An 18993-nucleotide genomic window follows, 5' to 3' on the forward strand; every position below is an offset into this window, starting at 1 on the left:
CGGTCAAATCCGCAGAAAAAGGGGAGTGTCATCACTCCCGCAAATGATGGTCATGCAGCGCGCGGCCGTGCCCGCGCGCCCGGCATGCCGTTACCGCTCGATCTGCCGGTTCCAGCGCGTATCCCACTGCGCGCGGCGCGCGTTGATCGCGGCCCAATCGACCACCGTCACCTTGCGCACCAGATCGTCGACGTTGCCGAGGCTCTGCTGCATCCCGGCGGGCATCTTCGCGAGACGGTTGGTCGGGATCTGCTTGCCGGCCTCGGCGGCTTTCGTCTGCGCCGGCGCGGACAGCAGGAACTGCGCGAGCTTCTGCGCGAGCTGCGGATCGGGATTGTTCGCGACCACGCACAGGTCGACGAGCAGCAGCACGGGGCCTTCCTTCGGGTTCGCATACGCGACCGGAATGCCCTTGTCCTGCAGGTCGCCGACACCCGTCGGCGTGAGCGGGAACAGGCCGGCCTCGCCGGTCTGCACCATCTCGGAGATCTTCGCCGAGTTCGGGATGTACTCGACGACGTTCGGCCCGACCGTGCTCGCCCACTTGCTGAAGCCGGGCTCGACGTTCTGCTCGCTGCCGCCGAGCAGCCGGTTGATCGCGAGGAAGCCGTGCAGCCCGAACGTGCTGCTCGACGCCGACTGGAACACGACCTTGCCCTTGTATTTCGGATCGGCGAAATCCATCCACGACGTCGGCGGCGCCCAGCCTTTCTCCGCGAACAGCTTCTTGTTGTAAGCGATGCCGGTCATGCCGAGCTGTACGCCCGCGCCGACGTCGTCCTTCATCCGCGCGAACGGGTACAGTTCCTTCAGCACCGGCGAATCGTCGAGCTTCTGGCATACGCCGAGGCTGACCGCGCGCGCCATCACGCCGTCGTCGAGGAACGCGACGTGGATCTGCGGCTTGTTGCGGTTTGCAAGCAGCTTCGCGAGCACATCCGACGACGTGCCGGGCACGACGACGACCTTCACGTTGTTCGCCTTCTCGAAGTCGGGCAGCACCTGGCTCGTATAGGCCTTTTCCATCGGCCCGCCGTTCATGCCGATGTAGATCGTCTTCGTTTGCGCGAACGCGGGGGCGCCGGCGCCGGCGATGCAGAGTGCGGCGGCGGCCGCGATCGTACCGAGCAGTTTCATCGAGAGGTCTCCTCTTGGGGGAAAGGGGCGGTCGGCGCGGCTTGGCGGAAGAAGCGGCCGATCGAGAATGCATCGAGTGGCGTGGCGGTTTCGCCGGTCGTGACGAGATCGGCTAGCACGTCGCCGACACCGGGCGCGAGCAGGAAGCCGCCTCCGGAAAAACCGAACGCATGCAGCAGGTTCGGCGTCGTGCGGCTCGCGCCGATGATCGGGTTGTGGTCGGGCGTGCAGCCTTCGACGCCGCTCCACGTGCGGATCAGCAGTGCGTCGCGCAGCGCGGGCAGCAGCGCGCACGCGTCGCGCATCACCGCGCGCGTCGTATCGACCGACGGCTGGCCGAATTCGCCGTCGCCGCGGCCGCGCCCGCCGCCGATCACGCAATTGCCGCGCGCGACCTGCCGCGCGTACACGCCGCCGCCGTACACGCCGAGGTTGTGCGCGATGAACGGCGGCAGCGGCTCGGTCACCCACATGTTCGGGTAGATCGGCTCCATCGGCACGGCTTCGCCGAAGCGCTCGGCGATCGTGTTCGCCCATGCGCCGGCCGAATTGATCAGCCACGTCGCGGTGCATGCGCGGCCGCCCGCGTGAAAGTGGAAGCGGGTGCCGTCATGGTGAACGTCGTCGACCGGCGTGTGCTCGAACACGTCCGCGCTCGCCGCGCGGGCCGCGCGTGCGAACGCGGGCGACACGAGGCGCGGGTTCGCATGGCCGTCGGTCTCGCACAGCGAGCCGCCGAGCGCCGCGCGGCCGAGCCACGGATAACGACGGCGAAACGCGTCGCCGCGCATCACCTGCAGCGGCAGGCCGTGCTCGCCGGCGAGCGTCGCGTATGCGTCGAGCGCGTCGAGATCGGCGTCGCTGCGCGCGAGCCGCAAGTGCCCCGACACGACGAATTCGCCATCGATGCCGATCAGCTCGGGCAGGCGATCCCAGATGCGCCGCGCGCGCAGCGCGAGCGGCAATTGCTCGGCGGGGCGGCCCTGGCAGCGCACGCCGCCGTAGTTCACGCCGCTTGCCTGCGCGCCGCAGTCGCGCCGCTCGAACAGCCCGACGCGCAGGCCGCGCCGCGTCAGCGCAAGCGCGGCCGATGCACCGACGAGGCCGCCGCCGACGATCGCGACGTCGTAATGCCGGTTCTCACTCATCGCGCGCCTCGTCGGGAATCGCCACCACGTCGTCGCCCGCGAGCGCGGCCGAGATCGGGAAGGGCTTCACGGGTGGTTGCGCGCGCAACCGGCCGACCTCGGCGAGCGGCCGACCGGTTTCGGCGGCCAGCACGAGCGCGGCCGCATCGCCGCACATGCGCCCCTGGCAACGGCCCATTCCGACGCGCGTCAACGCTTTCAGCCGGTTGAGTTCGGTCGCTGTGCCGCCGCGGATGCAGCGGCGCAGGGTGCCCGCGTCGATCTCCTCGCAGCGGCACACGATCGTGTCGTCGGGGCAGCGTGCGGCCTGCTCGACCGGCGGTGCGAACGCTGCTTCGAGGCCCGCGCGGAACGCGCCGACGCGCGCGAGCGTGCGTTCCAGCGTGGCCGCATCGGGTTTGCCGGACGGCGATGGCGATGCGATGCGGGCGTCGTCGAGCAACGCGAGCGCCGCGCGCCGGCCCGACGCTTCGGCCGCGTCGGCGCCCGCGATGCCCGCACCGTCGCCCGCGACGTAAATGCCGCGCACCGACGTGCGGCCGGCCGCGTCGCGCTCCGGCAGCCATGCGCGGTTGACCGGATCGAAACCGAACCGGCAGCCGGCGAGATCGGCGAGCTGTGTTTCCGAACGCAGGCCGAAGCCGAGGCCGAGCGCATCGCAATCGAGCACGCGCGGCTGCGCATCGTCACCGGTCGCGCGCCACGCGAGCCCCGTCACATGCTGAGCGCCGAGCACGCGTTCGAGCGTGACGCCCGTTTCGATCGCGACGCCATGCGCACGCAGCCAGCCGATGTAATAGAGCCCCTTCGCGAACGTCGACGGCATGCGCAGCAGCGCGGGCGCGGCGGCGGCCTGGCGGCGCAGCGGGCTCGTGTCGAGCACGGCCGCGACCTGCGCGCCGGCCTTCGCATACTGGTACGCGACGAGGTAAAGCAACGGCCCGGTGCCCGCAAACACGATGCGCCGGCCGATCGCGCAGCCCTGCGCCTTCAGTGCGACCTGCGCGCCGCCGAGCGTATAGACGCCTGCGAGCGTCCAGCCCGGCACGGGCAGCATGCGGTCGGTCGCACCGCTCGCTATGATCAGCTGCGAGTACGGCACGGTGACTTCATGGCCGTCCTGCAGCGTATCGACGCGGCCCGTGCCGCATGCCCACGCGAGCGTGTTCGGCCGGTAGTCGACGTGCGGCAGCAGCGCGGCCATCGTCCGGTGCACGGCGTCGGCTTTCGCGGCTTCGAAACCGTACAGCGCACGCTTGCCGCGCGCGAAAGCGCCGTCGGCCGGCGGTTGACGATAGATCTGCCCGCCCCAGCGCGCGTTCTCGTCGATCACGACGGGGCGCAGCCCCGCGTCGACCAGCGCCTCGGCCGCGCGCACGCCGGCCGGCCCCGCGCCGACGATCACCGGTTGCAATGCGGCGCTCATGGCGTGTCTCCGGTCGAGGCCGGTCGAACGGCGGTGACAATCCGCATGCCTTCGACGATCGGCGTCGAGCACGCGCGCACGCGCGCGCCGGCCTCGGTGCGCACCCAGCAGTCCTGGCACGCGCCGATCAGGCAGAAGCCCGCGCGCGGCTGGCCGCTGAATTCGCTGACGCGCACGCGGCGCTGAGCGACGAGGATCGCGGTGAGCACGGTGTCGCCGGCGAGCGCGTGCGCGGGGCGGCCGTCGAGCGTGAACGCAACGGCGGCGCGCTCGCGCTCGGCGACGCGCACGAACTGCGCGCCGTCGGCCGGGTCGTTTTTGGAGCGGGAAACGGGAGTCGACATCAGTGTTGACCGATCAGGATGCGGTTCAGGCCGTACACGCGATCGAGCAGCAGCATCGCGCCGGCAGTGATGAAGATGATGAGCGCCGACACCGACGCCATCATCGGGTCGATCGACTCGGTTGCGTACATGTACATGCGCACGGGCAGCGTGACCGTCTGCGGCGACGTGACGAAGATCGACATCGTCAGTTCGTCGAAGCTGTTGATGAACGCGAGCAGCCAGCCGCCCGTGATGCCGGGCACGATCATCGGCAGCGTGATGCGGCGGAACGTCGTCCACGGGTCCGCGCCGAGCGAGCATGCGGCCTGCTCGATGCTGCGGTCGAGGCCTGCGACGGACGCGAGCACGAGCCGCATCACGAACGGCGTGATGACGATCATGTGCGCGAGCACGAGCCACGCGAACGAGCCGGTCGCGCCGATCAGCGCGAAGAAGCGCAACAGCGCGATGCCGAGCACGAGGCCGGGGATCACGAGCGGCGACAGCAGCAGCCCGTTCAGGAACGCGCGGCCGGGAAACGCCGCGCGGCCGATCGCAAGGCCAGCCGGCAAACCGATCGCGAGCGACAGCGTCGCCGACGCGAATGCGAGCTTCAGGCTGTTGAAGAACGCGGTGACGAAGTCGGGATAGTCGAGGATCGCGCGGAACCAGCGCAGCGACAGCCCGTGGGTCGGCAGCGTCAGCGTTTCGTCGGGCGTGAACGCGACCAGTACGACGATCGCGAGCGGCGCGAGCACGAACAGCATCACGAGCGTGTGGAACGCGAGGGCGAAGGGGCCGTTCTTTCTCATCGGGATGCGCCTCCGAGGCTGCGCGCGTAGCGGCGTTCGAGCACGCGGTAGTAGGTGAGCATCACGACGAGGTTCGCGACCAGCAGCAGCACCGCGATCGTCGCGCCGAGCGGCCAGTTCAGCGAGCCGAGGAATTCGTCGTAGACGGCCGTGGCCGCGACCTTCAGCCGGCGTCCGCCGAGCAGGCCGGGAATCGCGAACGCGCTCGCCGACAGCCCGAACACCATCAGGCTGCCCGACAGCACCCCCGGCATCAGCTGCGGCAGCACGATGCGGCGCAGCGTCGTGAACGGCGACGCGCCGAGCGACAGCGCCGCATGTTCGGTCTGCGGATCGAGCCGCTGCAGCGCGGTCCACACCGGAATCACCATGAACGGCAGCATCACGTGCACCAGCGCGATCACGATCGCAAAGGTCGTGTATTCGAGCTTGTACGGCCCGAGGCCGGCGAGCCCGAGCGCCTGGTTCACGAGCCCGCTCGTGTTCAGCAGCATGCTCCAGCCGAACGCGCGCACGACGACCGACACGAGCAGCGGCGCGAGGATCGCGAGCAGGAACAGCGAGCGCCACGGGTCGCGCATTTTCGACAGCACGTACGCTTCCGGCGTGCCGATCGCGACGCAGATCGCGGTCGTCAGCGCGGCGATGCCGAACGTGCGCGCGAAGATCGTGTGGAAGTACGACGAGCCGAGCACTTCCGCGTAGTTGCCGAACTGGAGCGCGGCAATCGGCCCGGTGGCCGGGTCGTAGCGGTAGAACGTCAGCACGAACGTCATCGCGAGCGGCACGAGCGCGAGCGCTGCGAACAGCACGAACGCGGGCGCGCACATCAGCCACAGCGGTGCATGCGCGCGCCACGTTGCGCGCACCGACGTACGCGGCGCACGGCGTGCGACGGCGATGGCCGGCACGCCGTCGGCGGGCAGCGGGCGGGAAGGCTGTCGCATTCAGGCCTCCCGGCGCATCACGCGCACCGCGTCGCTGTGCCAGTCGATGCCGACCGGCGCGCCTTCCGCGAGCGGTTCCGCGCCTTCGTTCTGGCAGCACACGAGCACTTCGCCGAGCGCGCTGTCGACGCGGTACAGCCACTGGCTGCCGAGGAAGAAACGACTCGTGACGGTCGCGGCGAAGCGGCCCGCATCGGGCGCGCACAGCCGCAGCTTCTCGGGACGGATGCAGACCGACACCGCATCGCCGATGCGCATGTCGCGCTCGCGCGGCGGCAGGTGCGCGGTGCGTCCGGTTTCGGCGAGGTCGTGCCCGAGGTCGATGCGGATCGCGTCGCCGTCATGCGCGACGATCGTGCCGGGCAGCAGGTTCGCCTTGCCGATGAACTGAGACACGAAGCGGTTCTCCGGGCGCTCGTAGGCCTGGTACGGCGTGTCGATCTGCGTGACGCGGCCGGCTTCCATCACGACCACGCGATCGCTGATCGACAGCGCTTCCGATTGATCGTGCGTGACCATGATCGTCGTCGTGCCGATCTTGCGCTGGATCGCGCGCAGTTCGAACTGCATGTCCTCGCGCAGCTTCGCGTCGAGGTTCGACATCGGTTCGTCGAGCAGCAGCACCGGCGGCTCGATCACGACCGCCCGTGCGATCGCGACGCGCTGCCGCTGGCCGCCCGACAGCTCGCGCGGAAAGCGGTGCGCGAGCGTATCGAGACGCACGAGCGCGAGCGCCGCGCGGATGCGCTCCGCGCGCTCGGCCTTGTCGACGCCGCGCATGTCGAGGCCGAAGCCGACGTTCTCCGCGACGCTCATGTGCGGAAACAGCGCATAGCTCTGGAACACGATGCCGAGCCCGCGGCGGTTCGGCTTCAGGTGCGTGATGTCCTGCCCGTCGAGCGCGATGCGGCCGCGCGTGACGTCGACGAAGCCGGCGATCATCTGCAGCGTGGTGGTCTTGCCGCAGCCCGACGGCCCGAGCAGCGACACGAATTCGCCTTGTTCGACCGACAGGTTGACGTCGGCGACGGCGGTGAGCTCGCCGAAGGTTTTCGTCAGATCCGTAAGCGTGAGAAACGACATGAGGAGCTCCGGGTTCGCACACCGCGTAGCCGGTGCGCCAATGACGCGGACTCTAGCCAGCCATATTTCGGAGCGTCAATTTCGAATTCTGCTGAACGGGATGAATTTCAGAAAAATTCCGCTGACCGGAACGGATCGACGTATCGCGCGCAAATCGTTCCGATGGATGAAGGGTGGCCGGACCGCGAAACGCGCGCGTCAATCCCGTGCACACCCGGATGCCCGCGGAATTTCGGCCGGACGACAATGGCGGCTACCGTATTCCGTTCAATGAAATCGTCGAGGAGAGCCGGCATGCAGGAACCCCTTTCGTCCGGAATGCCCGGCACGCCAGTCGAGCGCGCACCCGGCGCCGACGACGAAGCCGATCCGGCCGGCGCGCCGGGCACCGGCATGCTGCAGCGCGCGTTCGCGATCCTGCGTGCGCTGGCCGGCATGCAGCAGGACGGCGTGCGCGTCACGTATCTCGCGAAGGCCGTCGGCCTCACGCAGGGCACCGCGCACCGGATCCTGCAATCGCTGATCGCCGAAGGGATGGTCGAACAGGACGAGCAGTCGAAGCTGTACCGGCTGAGCGTCGATTTCTTCGCGCTCGCCGCGCTGGCCGGCAACCCGAGCAGCATGCGCACGCTGTGCCGTCCGGCGCTGCTGAGGCTGTGCGCGAGCCTCGGCGAAACGATCTTCCTGCTCGTGAAGAGCGGCTTCGACGCGGTGTGTCTCGACCTGTGCGAAGGGCCGTTCCCGATCCGCTCGTTTACCGGCGACATCGGCGGGCGCATCGCGCTCGGCGTCGGACAGGGCAGCCTCGCGATCCTCGCGTTCCTGCCCGAAGCCGAGCGCGAGGAAGTGATCCGCTTCAACGTGCCGCGCATCCGCGGCTACGGCGTGCTCGACGAGGTGTACCTGCGAACCGAGATCGAACGCGTGCGGCAGCTCGGCTACGCGGGCCGCAACAGCGGTGTGCTCGACGGGATGGCGGGCGTCGCGGTGCCGATCCTCGATCGCACCGGTTACCCGGTCGGCGCGCTGAGCGTCGGCACGCTCGCGTCGCGGCTCGGCGACGACCGGATGCCGATGGTCGTCGAACTGCTGCGGCGCCAGGCCGACACGATCGGGCCGCGCACCAACCCGTTCGACGCCGCGCTGCGGCGGCCGATGCACGGGCTAGCCGGGAAAACCGTATAGCGGCGTCGCGCGTTGCCGTTTCGTCAGCTTGCTTACGCGAGCCATTCACGGCTTCCCGTCGACCTGTTCCGGCCGCACATGATGCCGATGAACATGTCCGTGTATCGCGTGACGTGCTTCGCGAGCGCGGCGGATGTGTGCATGACGACGGTCGGCGCGCGTGCTGATGGACGATCGCCGGGTGTTGTCGGTCGATGAGAATGCGGTTCTCGAGCGTGTGAACGAAATCGCGGAACGCATGACCGAACGCAGCGGGTTGCGTCATTTGCTCGACGAGCCGGCGACGCTGTGGGGGGCGCAGTCACTATTGATCCGATCGGTCGCTGCGCTGGCGGCGGCTCGCGCATGAGGGTTTCGTCAGCGTCGTGCAACGCGACAATGCCGATGGTTGGCCATCGACGGACATGCTAGGATTTCTTCCAAACTACTCCGGAGACTGCTATGCCGTTCATCTGCGAAAACGTTGAATGTCGTGCCGTGCTGGCTCGCGGGCAGGTCAGGTCCAGGCAAGAGGACGACGGGTGGTGCTTCTACTGCCCGGACTGCAATGCGAGGAACGAGTTGAAGGATATCGGTGCATCTGGCGGTCCTGTCGAGTTGGTTCAGCCGGAAAGGCCGAATCTTCCGCACAAGGTCATCGCAACGGCCCGACCATTGGAGGACGGCAGATACGCGGCGCAATTGCGCGTTCAGCGGGCACTCGGCGTGAAAGGAACGTACGCGGCCGAACAGCACTGGGACCAGCTCGGCGTGTTCCCGGACCCGCAAGAGGCCGTCGCGCATGCGAAGTCTTTCGCAACGGAGCTGCTGGGACAAACGGCCTAGTCGCGAGCGGCACGCTGGATTGCGCGATACCTGGCCATGCGCGGATCGGTACGGGAGGCCCACGACCGTGGATCCGCGCGACAGCCCGGTGCTGTGCGGCATGCGCAAACGGGTGCCGCGTCACGCCGAATACTTCGTCGAACAAGAGGTGACTAACCTCGATTCACGCAGCACCACTGACAGCGAGCTTGACGAATAGTCTGGCTGCTTCGTTGCCATGAGACAAAGCGCGCAGTGCGAGGGCGAGCGCCAGCTGGGCGTCGTGGGTGGCCGCGCTGCGATCCTGCTCGAAGAGCTTGACGGCGTGGCGCATGTGCTGCGCCGCCTGCGTGTGAAGCTCGACGGCCGCCGCATGAAGTTTTGCGACGTCCGCGGCAGTTGCGGCGGAGCCGGTCGATGATGGCGTATTGGCACCGTGCGCGCCGGCGTCGTGTGCCTGATCGATCGCATGCAACGTGTGACCATGGGCCATCATCGCCTGATGGGCGGCATGGGCGAAGTCCTTGCCGTCCTCGAAATGCCGCGACGCCTCGCGGTGATATCGCGCGGCCTGCTCGTGATGTGACGCCGCAGCTTCGAGGTGCCCCTTCTTGCTGTGCTTCGTATTCATGCCGACTCCTGTGCAACTGCAGGACTGACTCGGATGGCGACCGATTCGAAGATATGGTGGCGGGTCGCAGCGACGTTCTAATCTACACGCACTTGCGTCTTTCGTGGCATTTGCGTGTCGCGGGACATCGGCATCGCGTTCGGCCTGATTTAGCGCCGGGTTGTTGTGGTAACTATGCATAGTACTATCGGTCCGGGCACGCCGTCTGAAACATGTCGGACTGCTTGCAAGTGCGTCGACCAGAAACAAGAATTGCCGAGTCGGGCCACTGAATCTCCGTGCGCCCCTCCGGCGGATTTCGTGCGTCAGGCAGGCAAGCACGGTCCAGCAACACGATGATTCCCACAATCAGCCATCGCATTTGCTTTGGCCCATGAATACGCCCTTTTTTGGAAGCCAGCGCAATGAACTCATCGAAAAGCGATCCGAGCCGGCCCGACGTGCTGATTATCGGCGGCGGGCCCGCTGGTGCGACGGCGGCGGCCTTCCTGACGATGAAAGGGCGCGACGTCGTGCTCGTGGAGAAGGAAGCCCATCCGCGCTTCCATATCGGCGAAAGCCTGTTGCCACGTAACCTCGACATATTCGAGCGGCTCGGTGTTCTGGATCGGGTCCGAGAGATCGGTGTCCATAAGCCGGGGGCAGAGTTCGTCTCGGACCGTACGGGCCGCAGCTGCGCGTTTCCGTTCGGAAACGCACTGAATCGAGACCGTACGCACGCGTGGCAAGTACGGCGTGCGGACCTCGATGCCATGTTGTTCAGACACGCCGCCGCGTGCGGGGCCGAGTGTGTCGAGCGTACTCGTGTCACGACAATCAAGCTGGACGATGCCGGCGGACGTCACGTCGTGTCCGCTCAGGACGAATCGGGCGGCACCCGCGAATGGCATCCGCGCTACGTGCTCGACGCTTCGGGCCGCGATACGTTTCTCGCGTCGCGGATGAAGGTCAAGACCTCGAACAAATACAACAACACGGCGGCCGTTTATGCGCATTTCACTGGCGTAGAGCGTCGTGAAGGCGAACTCGCGGGCTACATCAGCATTCATCTTGCGGAGGATGGCTGGTTCTGGCTGATCCCGCTACCCGATCACACAATGAGCATCGGCTTTGTCGGCGATCAATCGGCATGGAAAGGGCGCAAGGGAACGCCGACCGATCTGCTGACCGAGCGTATTGCTGCGAGCCCGACCGTCGCGGCTCGCACGCAAGGTGCACAGCGCGTATCGGACGTCTACAGCACGGCCAATTACAGCTATCGCGCGCGCGAGGGCAACGGCAACGGATTTCTGATGATCGGCGATGCGTACGGATTTGTCGATCCGATGTTCTCGACAGGCGTATTGATGGCAATGACTGGCGGAGAACTCGGCGCGCAGGCTGCCCACGTTTGGCTCGACGATCCGGTACGAGGAAAGAAGCTTGCGCAAGCCGCCAACCGGGAACTGTCAGAGGCAATGGATCGGATCAGCTGGCTGATCTATCGAGTGAACGATCCTGTCATGCGTACGCTTTTCATGGCGCCGTCCAATCGCTTGTGGATGCGAGACGGCATCGTCAATCTGCTGGCAGGAAATCTCCGGGGGAGCTGGCGTGCCGCACTGCCGGTGATGTGCTTCAAGGTCGTGTATCACGTGCTCTCGGCACTGCACCGCCGTGGAGTCGAGATTGCGCTGCCGGAGATGCCCGCGCCTGGAACCTGATCGGACTGGATACCCGGACCCGCTCGGTAGCGACCGTTTGCCGATTGCGCATGAAAGCATCGACGGGTTGAATCCGCAGTCGTCAAGCGACATCCGCAGCAATCCGCGAAGAATTCTCCGAGCTCGAAGTTCGCACCCTTCGAGGTCGTCAGGAAGCCGAGATCGGCCTGCACCGACGACTGCAGCGACGTGGCCCGACGATTGCTGGTAGAGGCCGGCGATCGTCCCGATCGGGGAAGGCGGTTCAGTGAACGGCGCCGGTGACGCGCGCCATGCCGTGCCGATAGCCGGCCGGCGAGAACACCGCGTTCAGCGCGGCCATCGCCACGATCACCGCGATATGCATCCACCATGCGATCGCGAAACCGCCGCCCGCATCGCGCAGCCAGCCGATCAGCCAGGGGCTCGCCGCGACGGTCAGGAAGCCGACGCCTTGCACGAAGGCCGCGAGCGCGCCCGCGAGCCGCGCGTCGGGCAGGTGGTCGAGCGTGACGATCAGGCTCATCGAGAAGAAGCCGCCGAGACCGAGGCCGACGCTCGCGACCCAGAGCCACGGCGCGAACGCGGGCAGTATCGCGAACCCCGCGAAACCGGCCGCCTGCAGCGCGAGCGTGAGCCACAGCACATTGCGACGGTCGGGCGAACGTTTCGCGAACATCGGCATCGCGAGCGCGCCGATCGCCTGGAACAGCGCCATCCACGCGAGCAGGTTGCCGCTTGCTTGCGGGCTCATGCCGATGCTGCGGTAGAACGCCGGCAACCATGCGACGAGGCTCGCATAGCCGCTGTTGCTGAGGCCGAAGAACAGCGCGAGCTGCCACGCGCGCGGAATGCGTGCGAACGCGGTGATCGGCGCCGATGCGGCCGTGGCGTGCGCGACGTCGCGCGGCGCTTTCGCGCGCCACAGTGCGAGCGTGACGAGCGCGGGCACGGCCCACACGGCGAGCGCGAGATGCCAGCCGCCGTGCGCGGCGAGCCACGGCGCCGCGACCGCGCCGAATGCGCCGCCACCGACCAGCGCCGCCGAATAGAGGCCCATCGCGAGCGGCAGCCGGTCGACGAACCAGCGTTTCGCGAGGCCAGGCACGAGCGCCTGAACGACGGCGACGCCGGCGCCCGCGACGATCGCGGTCGCGATCAGGCCCGCGCTGCCGCCGGTCCACAGGCGCGCCGTGCAGCCGGCCGCGATCAGCGCCAGCGCGGCGGCCAGCGCGCGCTGCTCACCGAAGCGCCGCGCGAGCCCGACGCCGACCCCGGCGACGACGCCCATCAGCACGAACGGCAGCGTGGTCAGCAGCGCGGCCGCGCGAAAGCCGAGGCCCGTGTCGGCGCGCACGATGTCGAGCACGGGGCCGAACGCGGTCAGGAACGGACGCAGGTTGAGGCCGGCCAGCACCAGCAGTGCGAGTGCGGCATAGGACACGGAAGCCGCGTGCGGGCGGTGTACGGCTTGCGCGGTGCCGGGGTCGGTCATCGGGATGCTCCAGGAAGGGGCCGGTGGCCCTGTGATGCGATGCCGAAAGGGTAAGCGCGCGCTACGCCAGGTGAAAATTAAATATTCGACTGGGAATCAGTGCGAATTGCGATGGGATGACGCGGGATGGCGGGGAAGGATGGGCGCGGCCGAGGCGGCGCAGGACGGGCACTTCGTCGACGCGCGCTTCGGCGGGGGCGTCGTTACGCGGCCGACGCCTGTTCCGTGCCGGCCTTTTCGCGCGCCGCGACCAGCGTCCGGATGCGCGCGCGATCGGCAGCCGTCTCCGGCGTGAAAATCACGAGCGTCAGGTCGGGCCGGCCGTTTACCGCGAACGCCGAGTATTCGAGTGCGATCCGCCCGACGGCCGGATGGCGGATTTCCTTGGTGCCTTCCTCATTTGCGCGGATATCGTGGTCACGCCACAGTGCATCGAATTCCGCACTCGTCGCACGCATCTCGTCGACGAAGGCCTGCACGGTTTGCGTTGCGCCGCCGCGCGCGACGTCGGCGCGAAACGCGCCCACCGCGAACCGCGCGACCTGTTTCCAGTTCGACTGCGCGTCGCGCACGCGCTGATCGTCGAAGATCAGCCGCAGGATATTGCGCCGCTCCAGTGGCAGCGTTGCATAGTCGGTCAGCGTCGCGGCCGCGGCGTCGTTCCATGCAACGACGTCCCACGTCGCCGAACGTACGATCGCGGGGCTCGCTTCTAGCGAATCGAGCACGTGCTGCACGCGCGGCGTCACGCTGCCGGTCGCGTGGTAGCGTACTTCGGGAGGATGGCCGACGCCGATCAGGAACAGGTGCTCGCGTTCCGCTTCGTTCAGCATCAGCGCGCGGGCGAGCCGGTCGAGCACGTCGGCCGACGGCGCGCCGCCGCGCCCCTGTTCGAGCCACGTGTACCACGCGGCGCTCACGTGCGCGCGCTGCGCGACTTCCTCGCGCCTCAGGCCCGGTGTGCGACGACGCGTGACGGGCAGGCCGAGCGCGGCCGGGTCGAGTTTTTCGCGGCGATCCCGAAGGTACGCGCCGAGCAGGTTGTCGGGTGAGTCTGCCATAGCCTGTTAGTTCGTTTACCGGTAAACCGTCACGTCTTCACCGCGAGCGGCCGTCGACAGATAGTAATCCTCCATTCCATCCGGAGGTGCTGAACATGCGTGTCTTTGTCACTGGAGCGTCGGGATTCGTCGGCTCCGCCGTCGTTGCCGAACTCATTGCCGCCGGCCATTCGGTGCTCGGCCTCGCGCGCTCCGATGCGGCTGCCGCATCGGTCGCGGCGGCCGGCGCGGACGTCCTGCGCGGATCGCTGGAGGATCTCGGCGGCCTGAAGCGCGGCGCCGAAGCCGCGGATGCCGTGATCCACACGGGCTTCAATCACGACTTCTCGCGCTTCGCGGAGAACTGCGAACTCGACCGCCGCGCGATCGAGGCGCTCGGCACGGTGCTCGCCGGTTCGGCGCGGCCGCTCGTCGTCACGTCGGGCCTCGCGCTCGTCGCGCCCGGCCGTGCGGCAACCGAGGACGATCCGCACGTGCCGGTGTCGGCGGCCTATCCGCGTGCGTCCGAAGCCACTGCGGTCGCGCTCGAAGCGCGCGGCGTGCATGCGTCGGTCGTGCGCCTGCCGCCGTCCGTGCATGGCGACGGCGATCACGCGTTCGTGCCGCGTCTGATCGCCATCGCGCGGGAGAAGGGCGCATCGGCCTATATCGGCGATGGCGACAATCGCTGGCCGGCCGTGCACCGGCTCGACGCGGCGCGCGTGTACCGGCTCGCTATCGAACGCGGTGCGGCCGGTGCGCGCTATCACGCGGTCGACGATACGGGGGTGTCGTTCCGCGAGATCGCGGCGGTGATCGGCCGACGGCTGAACGTGCCGGTCGTCGCGAAACCGGCGGCGGAAGCCGGCGAGCACTTCGGCTGGTTCGCGATGTTCGTCGGGATGGATGCGCCCGCAACCAGCGAGCGCACGCGTGCATGGCTCGACTGGACGCCGGCACAGCCGGGGCTGCTTGCCGATATCGACCGGCCGCGGTATTTCGAAAGCTGAGCGGGCGACGCGCGCCGTTGCGGGCGGGCGATTCGCGGAGGCCGCCCGCCGCCCGCCGCGCGTCATTCGACCGGATGAAGATCCTGCAGCAGCGTCGGCACGAGTTCCGACACGGTCGGGTGGATGTGCATCGCGCGGCTGATCGTCGTGTACGGCGCGCCGGCGGCCATCACGTCGAGCATCCCGTGCACGACCTCGTCGCCCGTCACGCCGAGGATCGACGCGCCGAGGATCGCATGGCTGTCCGCGTCGACGACCACCTTCATGAAACCCTGGCTTTCGCCTTTTTCGACCGCGCGGCCGACGCGCGTCATCGGGCGCGTGCCGACGAGCAGCCTGCGGCCTGTCTGCTTCGCTTCCGCGAGCGTCATGCCGACGCGGCCGAGCGGCGGATCGATATACATCGCGTAAGCCGCGATGCGGTCGGACACCTTGCGCGGATCGGCGTCGAGCAGGTTGGCCGCAACGATCTCGTAGTCGTTGTACGCGGTGTGCGTGAACGCGCCGCGTCCGTTGCAATCGCCGAGTGCCCAGATGCCCGGCACGTTCGTGCGCAACTGCTCGTCGACGCCGATATAGCCGCGCGCGTCTGTCTCGACACCCGCACGGTCGAGCCCGAGATCGTCGGTGTTAGGCACGCGACCGACCGCGAGCAGCAGGTGCGAGCCCGCGACCTCGCGACCGCCGCCCGCGCAATCGAGGCCGACCGCGATGCCGTTGCCGTCGCGCCGCGCGCTCAGGCAGTTCGCGTCGAGCTGCACGTCGATCCCTTCGTTTTCGAGAATCTCGCGCACGGCTTGCGATACGTCGTCGTCCTCGCGGCGGATCAGGCGCGAGCCCTTCTCGACGATCGTGACCTTCGACCCGAAGCGGCGATACATCTGGCCGAATTCGAGCCCGACATAGCTGCCGCCGACGATCACGAGATGCTCGGGCAGGAAGTCGACGTCCATCATCGTCGAGTTGGTGAGGTAGGGCACCGAATCGAGGCCTGGCATCGGCGGCACCTGCGCGCGTCCGCCGACGTTGATGAAGATGCGTTCCGCTTCGAGCAGTTCGTCGCCCACGCGCACCGCGTCGGCGCGCTCGAATCGGGCATGGCCCTGAAACACGGTCGTGTTCTCGAGCCCGCGCACCCATTGTTCGACGCCGTGGTTCGAGCGGCCGGAGATCTGGTCCTTGCGCGCCTTCACGGCTTTCATGTCGACGGTGACGGGGCCGCCGACCGACACGCCGTATTCGGCGGCGCGCCGCGCGAGCTGCGCGGCGTACGCGCTCGCGATCAGCGTCTTGGTGGGAATGCAGCCGGTGTTCACGCAGGTGCCGCCGAAGCGGCCGCGTTCGACGATCGCGACTTTCATCCCGGCGGCGGACAGCCGCGCGGCGAGCGGCGGGCCGGCTTGCCCGGTGCCGATGACGATCGCATCGAAGTGTTGCGTCATGACGTCCTCCTGCGCGGGTGCAACGAGAGAAGGCGTGCGGGCGAGCCGCGCGCGGTGGCGGCGCACGGTCGCGCGACGGCGAGCGCCTTATGGTAGTCCTGTTGGGGTGCGCTCGCGAGCACCGGAAGGGCGGGCGACACAGGGAGCGCGACAGACGGGCCGCGCGCCGGTGCGGGTACGAGGCGGCCGGCGTGCGCGGCGCGACCGGTCGCAATGCATTGCGACCGGTCGCTTCAGTCCTTGCGTTTCCATTGACCGAACGAGACCGGCCGGTGCGAGTCGGCGCGCATGACGGTGACGTGGTCGGGCTTGTCGTCGAGCGGAAACGATTCGGTGACGATCTGGTTCGAAAATGCCCAACCGTGCGTGCGCGGGTCGTAGCGGAACGTCACGTAGTCGCTCCAGTGCTGCCCGCATGCGACGAGGTTCTGCACGGTGAAATAGCGGCCCTTCACCGAGAGGCCGTTGCCGGCGGCGTCTTCGGGATCGAACGGATCGCACTGGCCGCCTTCGTTCGCGCGCAGGACGACCTGATCGTTGCGCGCGGCGAGCCGGTACGCATGGTCGGGCTGTTCCTCGTAGATCAGCAGCGGGCGCGGCGACGGCTGCTCGCGCGTATCGATCGCGCGATGCACGACGACCAGAAAGCTGTGCCGCCCGTTGCCGAGATCGGGCCCGGCTTGCGCGAGCAGCGGCTGGTAGCCGGGCGGCAGTTGCGTGGCGATCGACTTCGGCAGGTCGCCGGCCCATGCGTTGAGCGAGAGTGCGGCAAGCAGCGGGAGGAGGGCCCGGCGTGTTGCCGTGCCGATCACGGATCCCGCCCCGGAAACCCGGTGTCCGGCACTGGATTGAAGGCGATGGACGACACGGGCGTCGTCGGGATAACGGGCGGCGCGGATCTCGATCATGGGCGGCGGCGCGGGATGACGGGAAAGAGGGCCAGCATAGCAGCGCGCGGCCGCTTTCGGCCACGCGCGAAGCGTGCCAGAATCGACGGCTCGACCGTCGGAAACGACACGCAGGCGCCGGCGAATCGGCGTCGCTGATCAAGGAGACTTCGATGACCGCATCGGCTGCCGTACTCGCGATCCTGGCCGCGCTGTGGCTCGGCGCGATGATTCCGGGCCCGAGCTTCGTGCTGGTTGCCCGCAATTCGATCGGGCTGTCGCGCCGCGACGGGCTCGCTACCGCGCTCGGCATGGGCATGGGCGGCATCGTGTTCGGCGGCGTCGCGCTGGCCGGGCTCTATACGCTGCTGCAGGCCGTCGAATGGCTGTATGTGGGCCTGAAGGTGGCGGGCGGCGCGTACCTGATCTACATGGCGTCGAAGATCTGGCGCGGCGCCGACCGGCCGATCGCGATGGACGATCCGCAGGCCGCGGCCGGCGGCAGCGCGCGCAAGTCGTTCTGGACGGGCCTCACAACCCAGCTCAGCAACCCGAAGACGGCGATCTGGTACGGCAGCATCTTCGCGGCGCTGCTCCCGCAGCATCCGCCGCTGTGGTGCTACCTCGCGCTGCCGCCGCTCGTGTTCGGCGTCGAATTCGGCTGGTACACGATCGTCGCGCTGTGCTTTTCCACGCGCCGGCCGCGCGAACTCTACCTGCGCGCGAAGAAATGGGTCGACCGCATCGCGGCCGGCGCGATCACGCTGCTCGGGCTGCGGCTGATCCTGAATGCACCGAAAGCGGGGATCTGACTGCTTTCACCCCCGGTCTGCATCGCATGGTGGCCGGCCATTCATTTGGTCGGCCGCCGGAGCGAATCGCCCGAACCGCGCACCACGCTTCCGGAAACCGCAAGTCGTCCGGAAACGCGTTCTTCTTCCTGATGACACACCGGGCGAAGCTCCCGGCGCCCCGGTCCCGGCAGCGCGGCGAGCCGCCGCCGACGGTATTTCTAGCCACCCGCACCGCCCGCGGAGCCTTGCGCGACGGGCGTTCGCATGTGTCGCCCGGTGCGCTGGACGGCGCCGCTTCCCCGATTCTGGCGGTCGCCTCCCCGACGACGTGTAAACTGCTGCCTTTTTTGACGGTTTGCAGCATGGTGCAAGCTCCTCCGCGCCCGGCATTGAGCGGTCCGACCCTCGTCCGGCTGCTCGCGCGCCTGGCCGATGCCGACGTCGCGGAATCCCGGCAGACGCTGTCCGACCGGCTGAGCCAGTGGCTCGGCTGGACCGACGCGATCACGCTGTCGTCCGCGTTGAGCACGAGCCCGCCCGGCGTCGCGGCCGGCGTGCGCGGCTACGACGCGGAGCGCGACTGCGCGCGCGTGCGCCACGATCTCGCGCAGGCGATCACGGCCACCAACCGGCCGCGTACGCGGCGCCGGCCCGGCGACATGCCGCCGCCGGCCGCCGACACGGCCGATTTCGCGGACTTCCGCCAGCGTTATCTGTCGCTGCAGCAGGAGATGGAAACGGCGATCGGCCAGTTGCGCGGCCGCCTGCGAGTCGCGCTCGCCGCGCGTTCGTCCGGGATGGCGCGGCTCGCAACGCTCGACGCGATCATGGAGCGCGTGCTCGGCGCGCGCGAGCGCAGCCTGCTGTCGGCCGTGCCCGCGCTGCTCGGCACGCGCTTCGGGCGGCTGCGCGAAGCGGAACGGCAGGCGCTGGCCGATGCCGAATCCGCTGCTGCATCCGACCCGGCCGGTACGGCCGATGACGGCGCGGTTGCCGACGGCACGGCCGTCGCGGCGATCGTGCCCGGCGCATGGCTCGACACGTTTCGAGACGAAATGCAGAGCATCCTGCTTGCCGAACTCGAAGTCCGGTTTCAAACGGTAGACGGGCTGCTCGCGGCCCTTCGCACCTGCTAATCAACACG

19 protein-coding genes are annotated in these 18993 nt (G+C 68.3%); 7 read left to right on the plus strand and 12 right to left on the minus strand.

From position 1 onward, the window contains the following. Positions 1-90: 90 nt before the first annotated feature. Genes DM992_RS28825 through DM992_RS28855 form a run of 7 tightly spaced genes read right to left on the minus strand, consistent with a single transcriptional unit; the run spans position 91 to position 6879 of the window. Positions 91-1137 carry an ABC transporter substrate-binding protein gene (locus tag DM992_RS28825; RefSeq protein ID WP_111019648.1) on the minus strand — a complete coding sequence of 349 codons (1047 nt, stop codon included), beginning with the start codon at positions 1135-1137 and terminating at the stop codon, positions 91-93. Beyond that, positions 1134-2285, minus strand: coding sequence for an FAD-binding oxidoreductase (locus tag DM992_RS28830; protein WP_111019649.1), 1152 nt, complete (start codon positions 2283-2285; stop codon positions 1134-1136). Before DM992_RS28830 ends, DM992_RS28825 begins: the two co-directional genes overlap by 4 nt. Continuing rightward, entirely contained in the window at positions 2278-3711 is a 1434-nt protein-coding gene (locus tag DM992_RS28835; protein WP_111019650.1) for an NAD(P)/FAD-dependent oxidoreductase, read from the minus strand. The genes DM992_RS28830 and DM992_RS28835 overlap by 8 nt, the downstream gene beginning before the upstream one ends. Then, positions 3708-4055: a (2Fe-2S)-binding protein gene (locus tag DM992_RS28840; RefSeq protein WP_111019651.1), complete on the minus strand. Its 348-nt coding sequence runs from the start codon at positions 4053-4055 to the stop codon at positions 3708-3710. The genes DM992_RS28835 and DM992_RS28840 overlap by 4 nt, the downstream gene beginning before the upstream one ends. Then, the gene (locus tag DM992_RS28845; RefSeq protein ID WP_111019652.1) at positions 4055-4849 is read right to left on the minus strand and encodes an ABC transporter permease; all 795 of its coding nucleotides are present in this window, start codon (positions 4847-4849) and stop codon (positions 4055-4057) included. The genes DM992_RS28840 and DM992_RS28845 overlap by 1 nt, the downstream gene beginning before the upstream one ends. After that, a complete protein-coding gene (locus tag DM992_RS28850; protein WP_111019653.1) occupies positions 4846-5796 on the minus strand; it encodes an ABC transporter permease in 951 nt (316 codons plus the stop codon). Before DM992_RS28850 ends, DM992_RS28845 begins: the two co-directional genes overlap by 4 nt. After that, the gene (locus tag DM992_RS28855; protein ID WP_111019654.1) at positions 5797-6879 is read right to left on the minus strand and encodes an ABC transporter ATP-binding protein; all 1083 of its coding nucleotides are present in this window, start codon (positions 6877-6879) and stop codon (positions 5797-5799) included. It abuts the gene before it with no gap. Between the two features lie 294 nt (positions 6880-7173). On the opposite strand from DM992_RS28855, the gene DM992_RS28865 reads away from it, so the two are divergent. The 3 genes from DM992_RS28865 to DM992_RS28875 all read left to right on the plus strand — a co-directional run bounded on the left by DM992_RS28865 (position 7174) and on the right by DM992_RS28875 (position 8889). After that, complete coding sequence (locus DM992_RS28865; protein WP_111019656.1) at positions 7174-8064, plus strand: IclR family transcriptional regulator; 891 nt, start codon at positions 7174-7176, stop codon at positions 8062-8064. 166 nt (positions 8065-8230) lie between these two features. Beyond that, positions 8231-8413: a hypothetical protein gene (locus tag DM992_RS42960; RefSeq protein ID WP_239511376.1), complete on the plus strand. Its 183-nt coding sequence runs from the start codon at positions 8231-8233 to the stop codon at positions 8411-8413. Between the two features lie 92 nt (positions 8414-8505). Then, positions 8506-8889 carry a hypothetical protein gene (locus tag DM992_RS28875; protein WP_111019657.1) on the plus strand — a complete coding sequence of 128 codons (384 nt, stop codon included), beginning with the start codon at positions 8506-8508 and terminating at the stop codon, positions 8887-8889. 163 nt (positions 8890-9052) lie between these two features. On the opposite strand, the gene DM992_RS41875 is transcribed toward DM992_RS28875, so the two are convergent. Further along, a complete protein-coding gene (locus DM992_RS41875) occupies positions 9053-9499 on the minus strand; it encodes a hypothetical protein (RefSeq protein WP_162631754.1) in 447 nt (148 codons plus the stop codon). 404 nt (positions 9500-9903) lie between these two features. Between DM992_RS41875 and DM992_RS28885 the strand changes: the two genes are divergently transcribed. Then, positions 9904-11202 (plus strand): tryptophan 7-halogenase, encoded by a 1299-nt coding sequence (locus DM992_RS28885; protein ID WP_111019659.1) that lies wholly within the window; start codon positions 9904-9906, stop codon positions 11200-11202. Between the two features lie 244 nt (positions 11203-11446). On the opposite strand, the gene DM992_RS28890 is transcribed toward DM992_RS28885, so the two are convergent. Continuing rightward, complete coding sequence (locus DM992_RS28890) at positions 11447-12676, minus strand: cyanate transporter (RefSeq protein WP_111019660.1); 1230 nt, start codon at positions 12674-12676, stop codon at positions 11447-11449. Between the two features lie 203 nt (positions 12677-12879). Then, on the minus strand, positions 12880-13737 hold the full coding sequence (locus DM992_RS28895) for a helix-turn-helix transcriptional regulator (RefSeq protein ID WP_111019661.1): 858 nt from the start codon (positions 13735-13737) through the stop codon (positions 12880-12882). Positions 13738-13832: 95 nt separating this feature from the next. Here DM992_RS28895 and DM992_RS28900 point away from each other — a divergent pair, with 95 nt between their 5' ends. Then, the gene (locus tag DM992_RS28900; RefSeq protein WP_111020454.1) at positions 13833-14726 is read left to right on the plus strand and encodes an SDR family oxidoreductase; all 894 of its coding nucleotides are present in this window, start codon (positions 13833-13835) and stop codon (positions 14724-14726) included. Positions 14727-14788: 62 nt separating this feature from the next. On the opposite strand, the gene DM992_RS28905 is transcribed toward DM992_RS28900, so the two are convergent. After that, complete coding sequence (locus DM992_RS28905; protein ID WP_111019662.1) at positions 14789-16168, minus strand: FAD-containing oxidoreductase; 1380 nt, start codon at positions 16166-16168, stop codon at positions 14789-14791. 233 nt (positions 16169-16401) lie between these two features. After that, complete coding sequence (locus tag DM992_RS28910) at positions 16402-16980, minus strand: hypothetical protein (RefSeq protein ID WP_111019663.1); 579 nt, start codon at positions 16978-16980, stop codon at positions 16402-16404. Between the two features lie 248 nt (positions 16981-17228). Here DM992_RS28910 and DM992_RS28915 point away from each other — a divergent pair, with 248 nt between their 5' ends. Together DM992_RS28915 and DM992_RS28920 are read left to right on the plus strand one after the other, a co-directional pair. Beyond that, positions 17229-17867 (plus strand): LysE family transporter, encoded by a 639-nt coding sequence (locus DM992_RS28915; RefSeq protein ID WP_111019664.1) that lies wholly within the window; start codon positions 17229-17231, stop codon positions 17865-17867. Between the two features lie 344 nt (positions 17868-18211). Further along, entirely contained in the window at positions 18212-18985 is a 774-nt protein-coding gene (locus DM992_RS28920; RefSeq protein ID WP_111019665.1) for a DUF3348 domain-containing protein, read from the plus strand. Positions 18986-18993 lie beyond the last annotated feature (8 nt).

The organism is Burkholderia sp. JP2-270 (assembly GCF_003233675.1).
Lineage (GTDB): Bacteria > Pseudomonadota > Gammaproteobacteria > Burkholderiales > Burkholderiaceae > Burkholderia > Burkholderia pyrrocinia_C.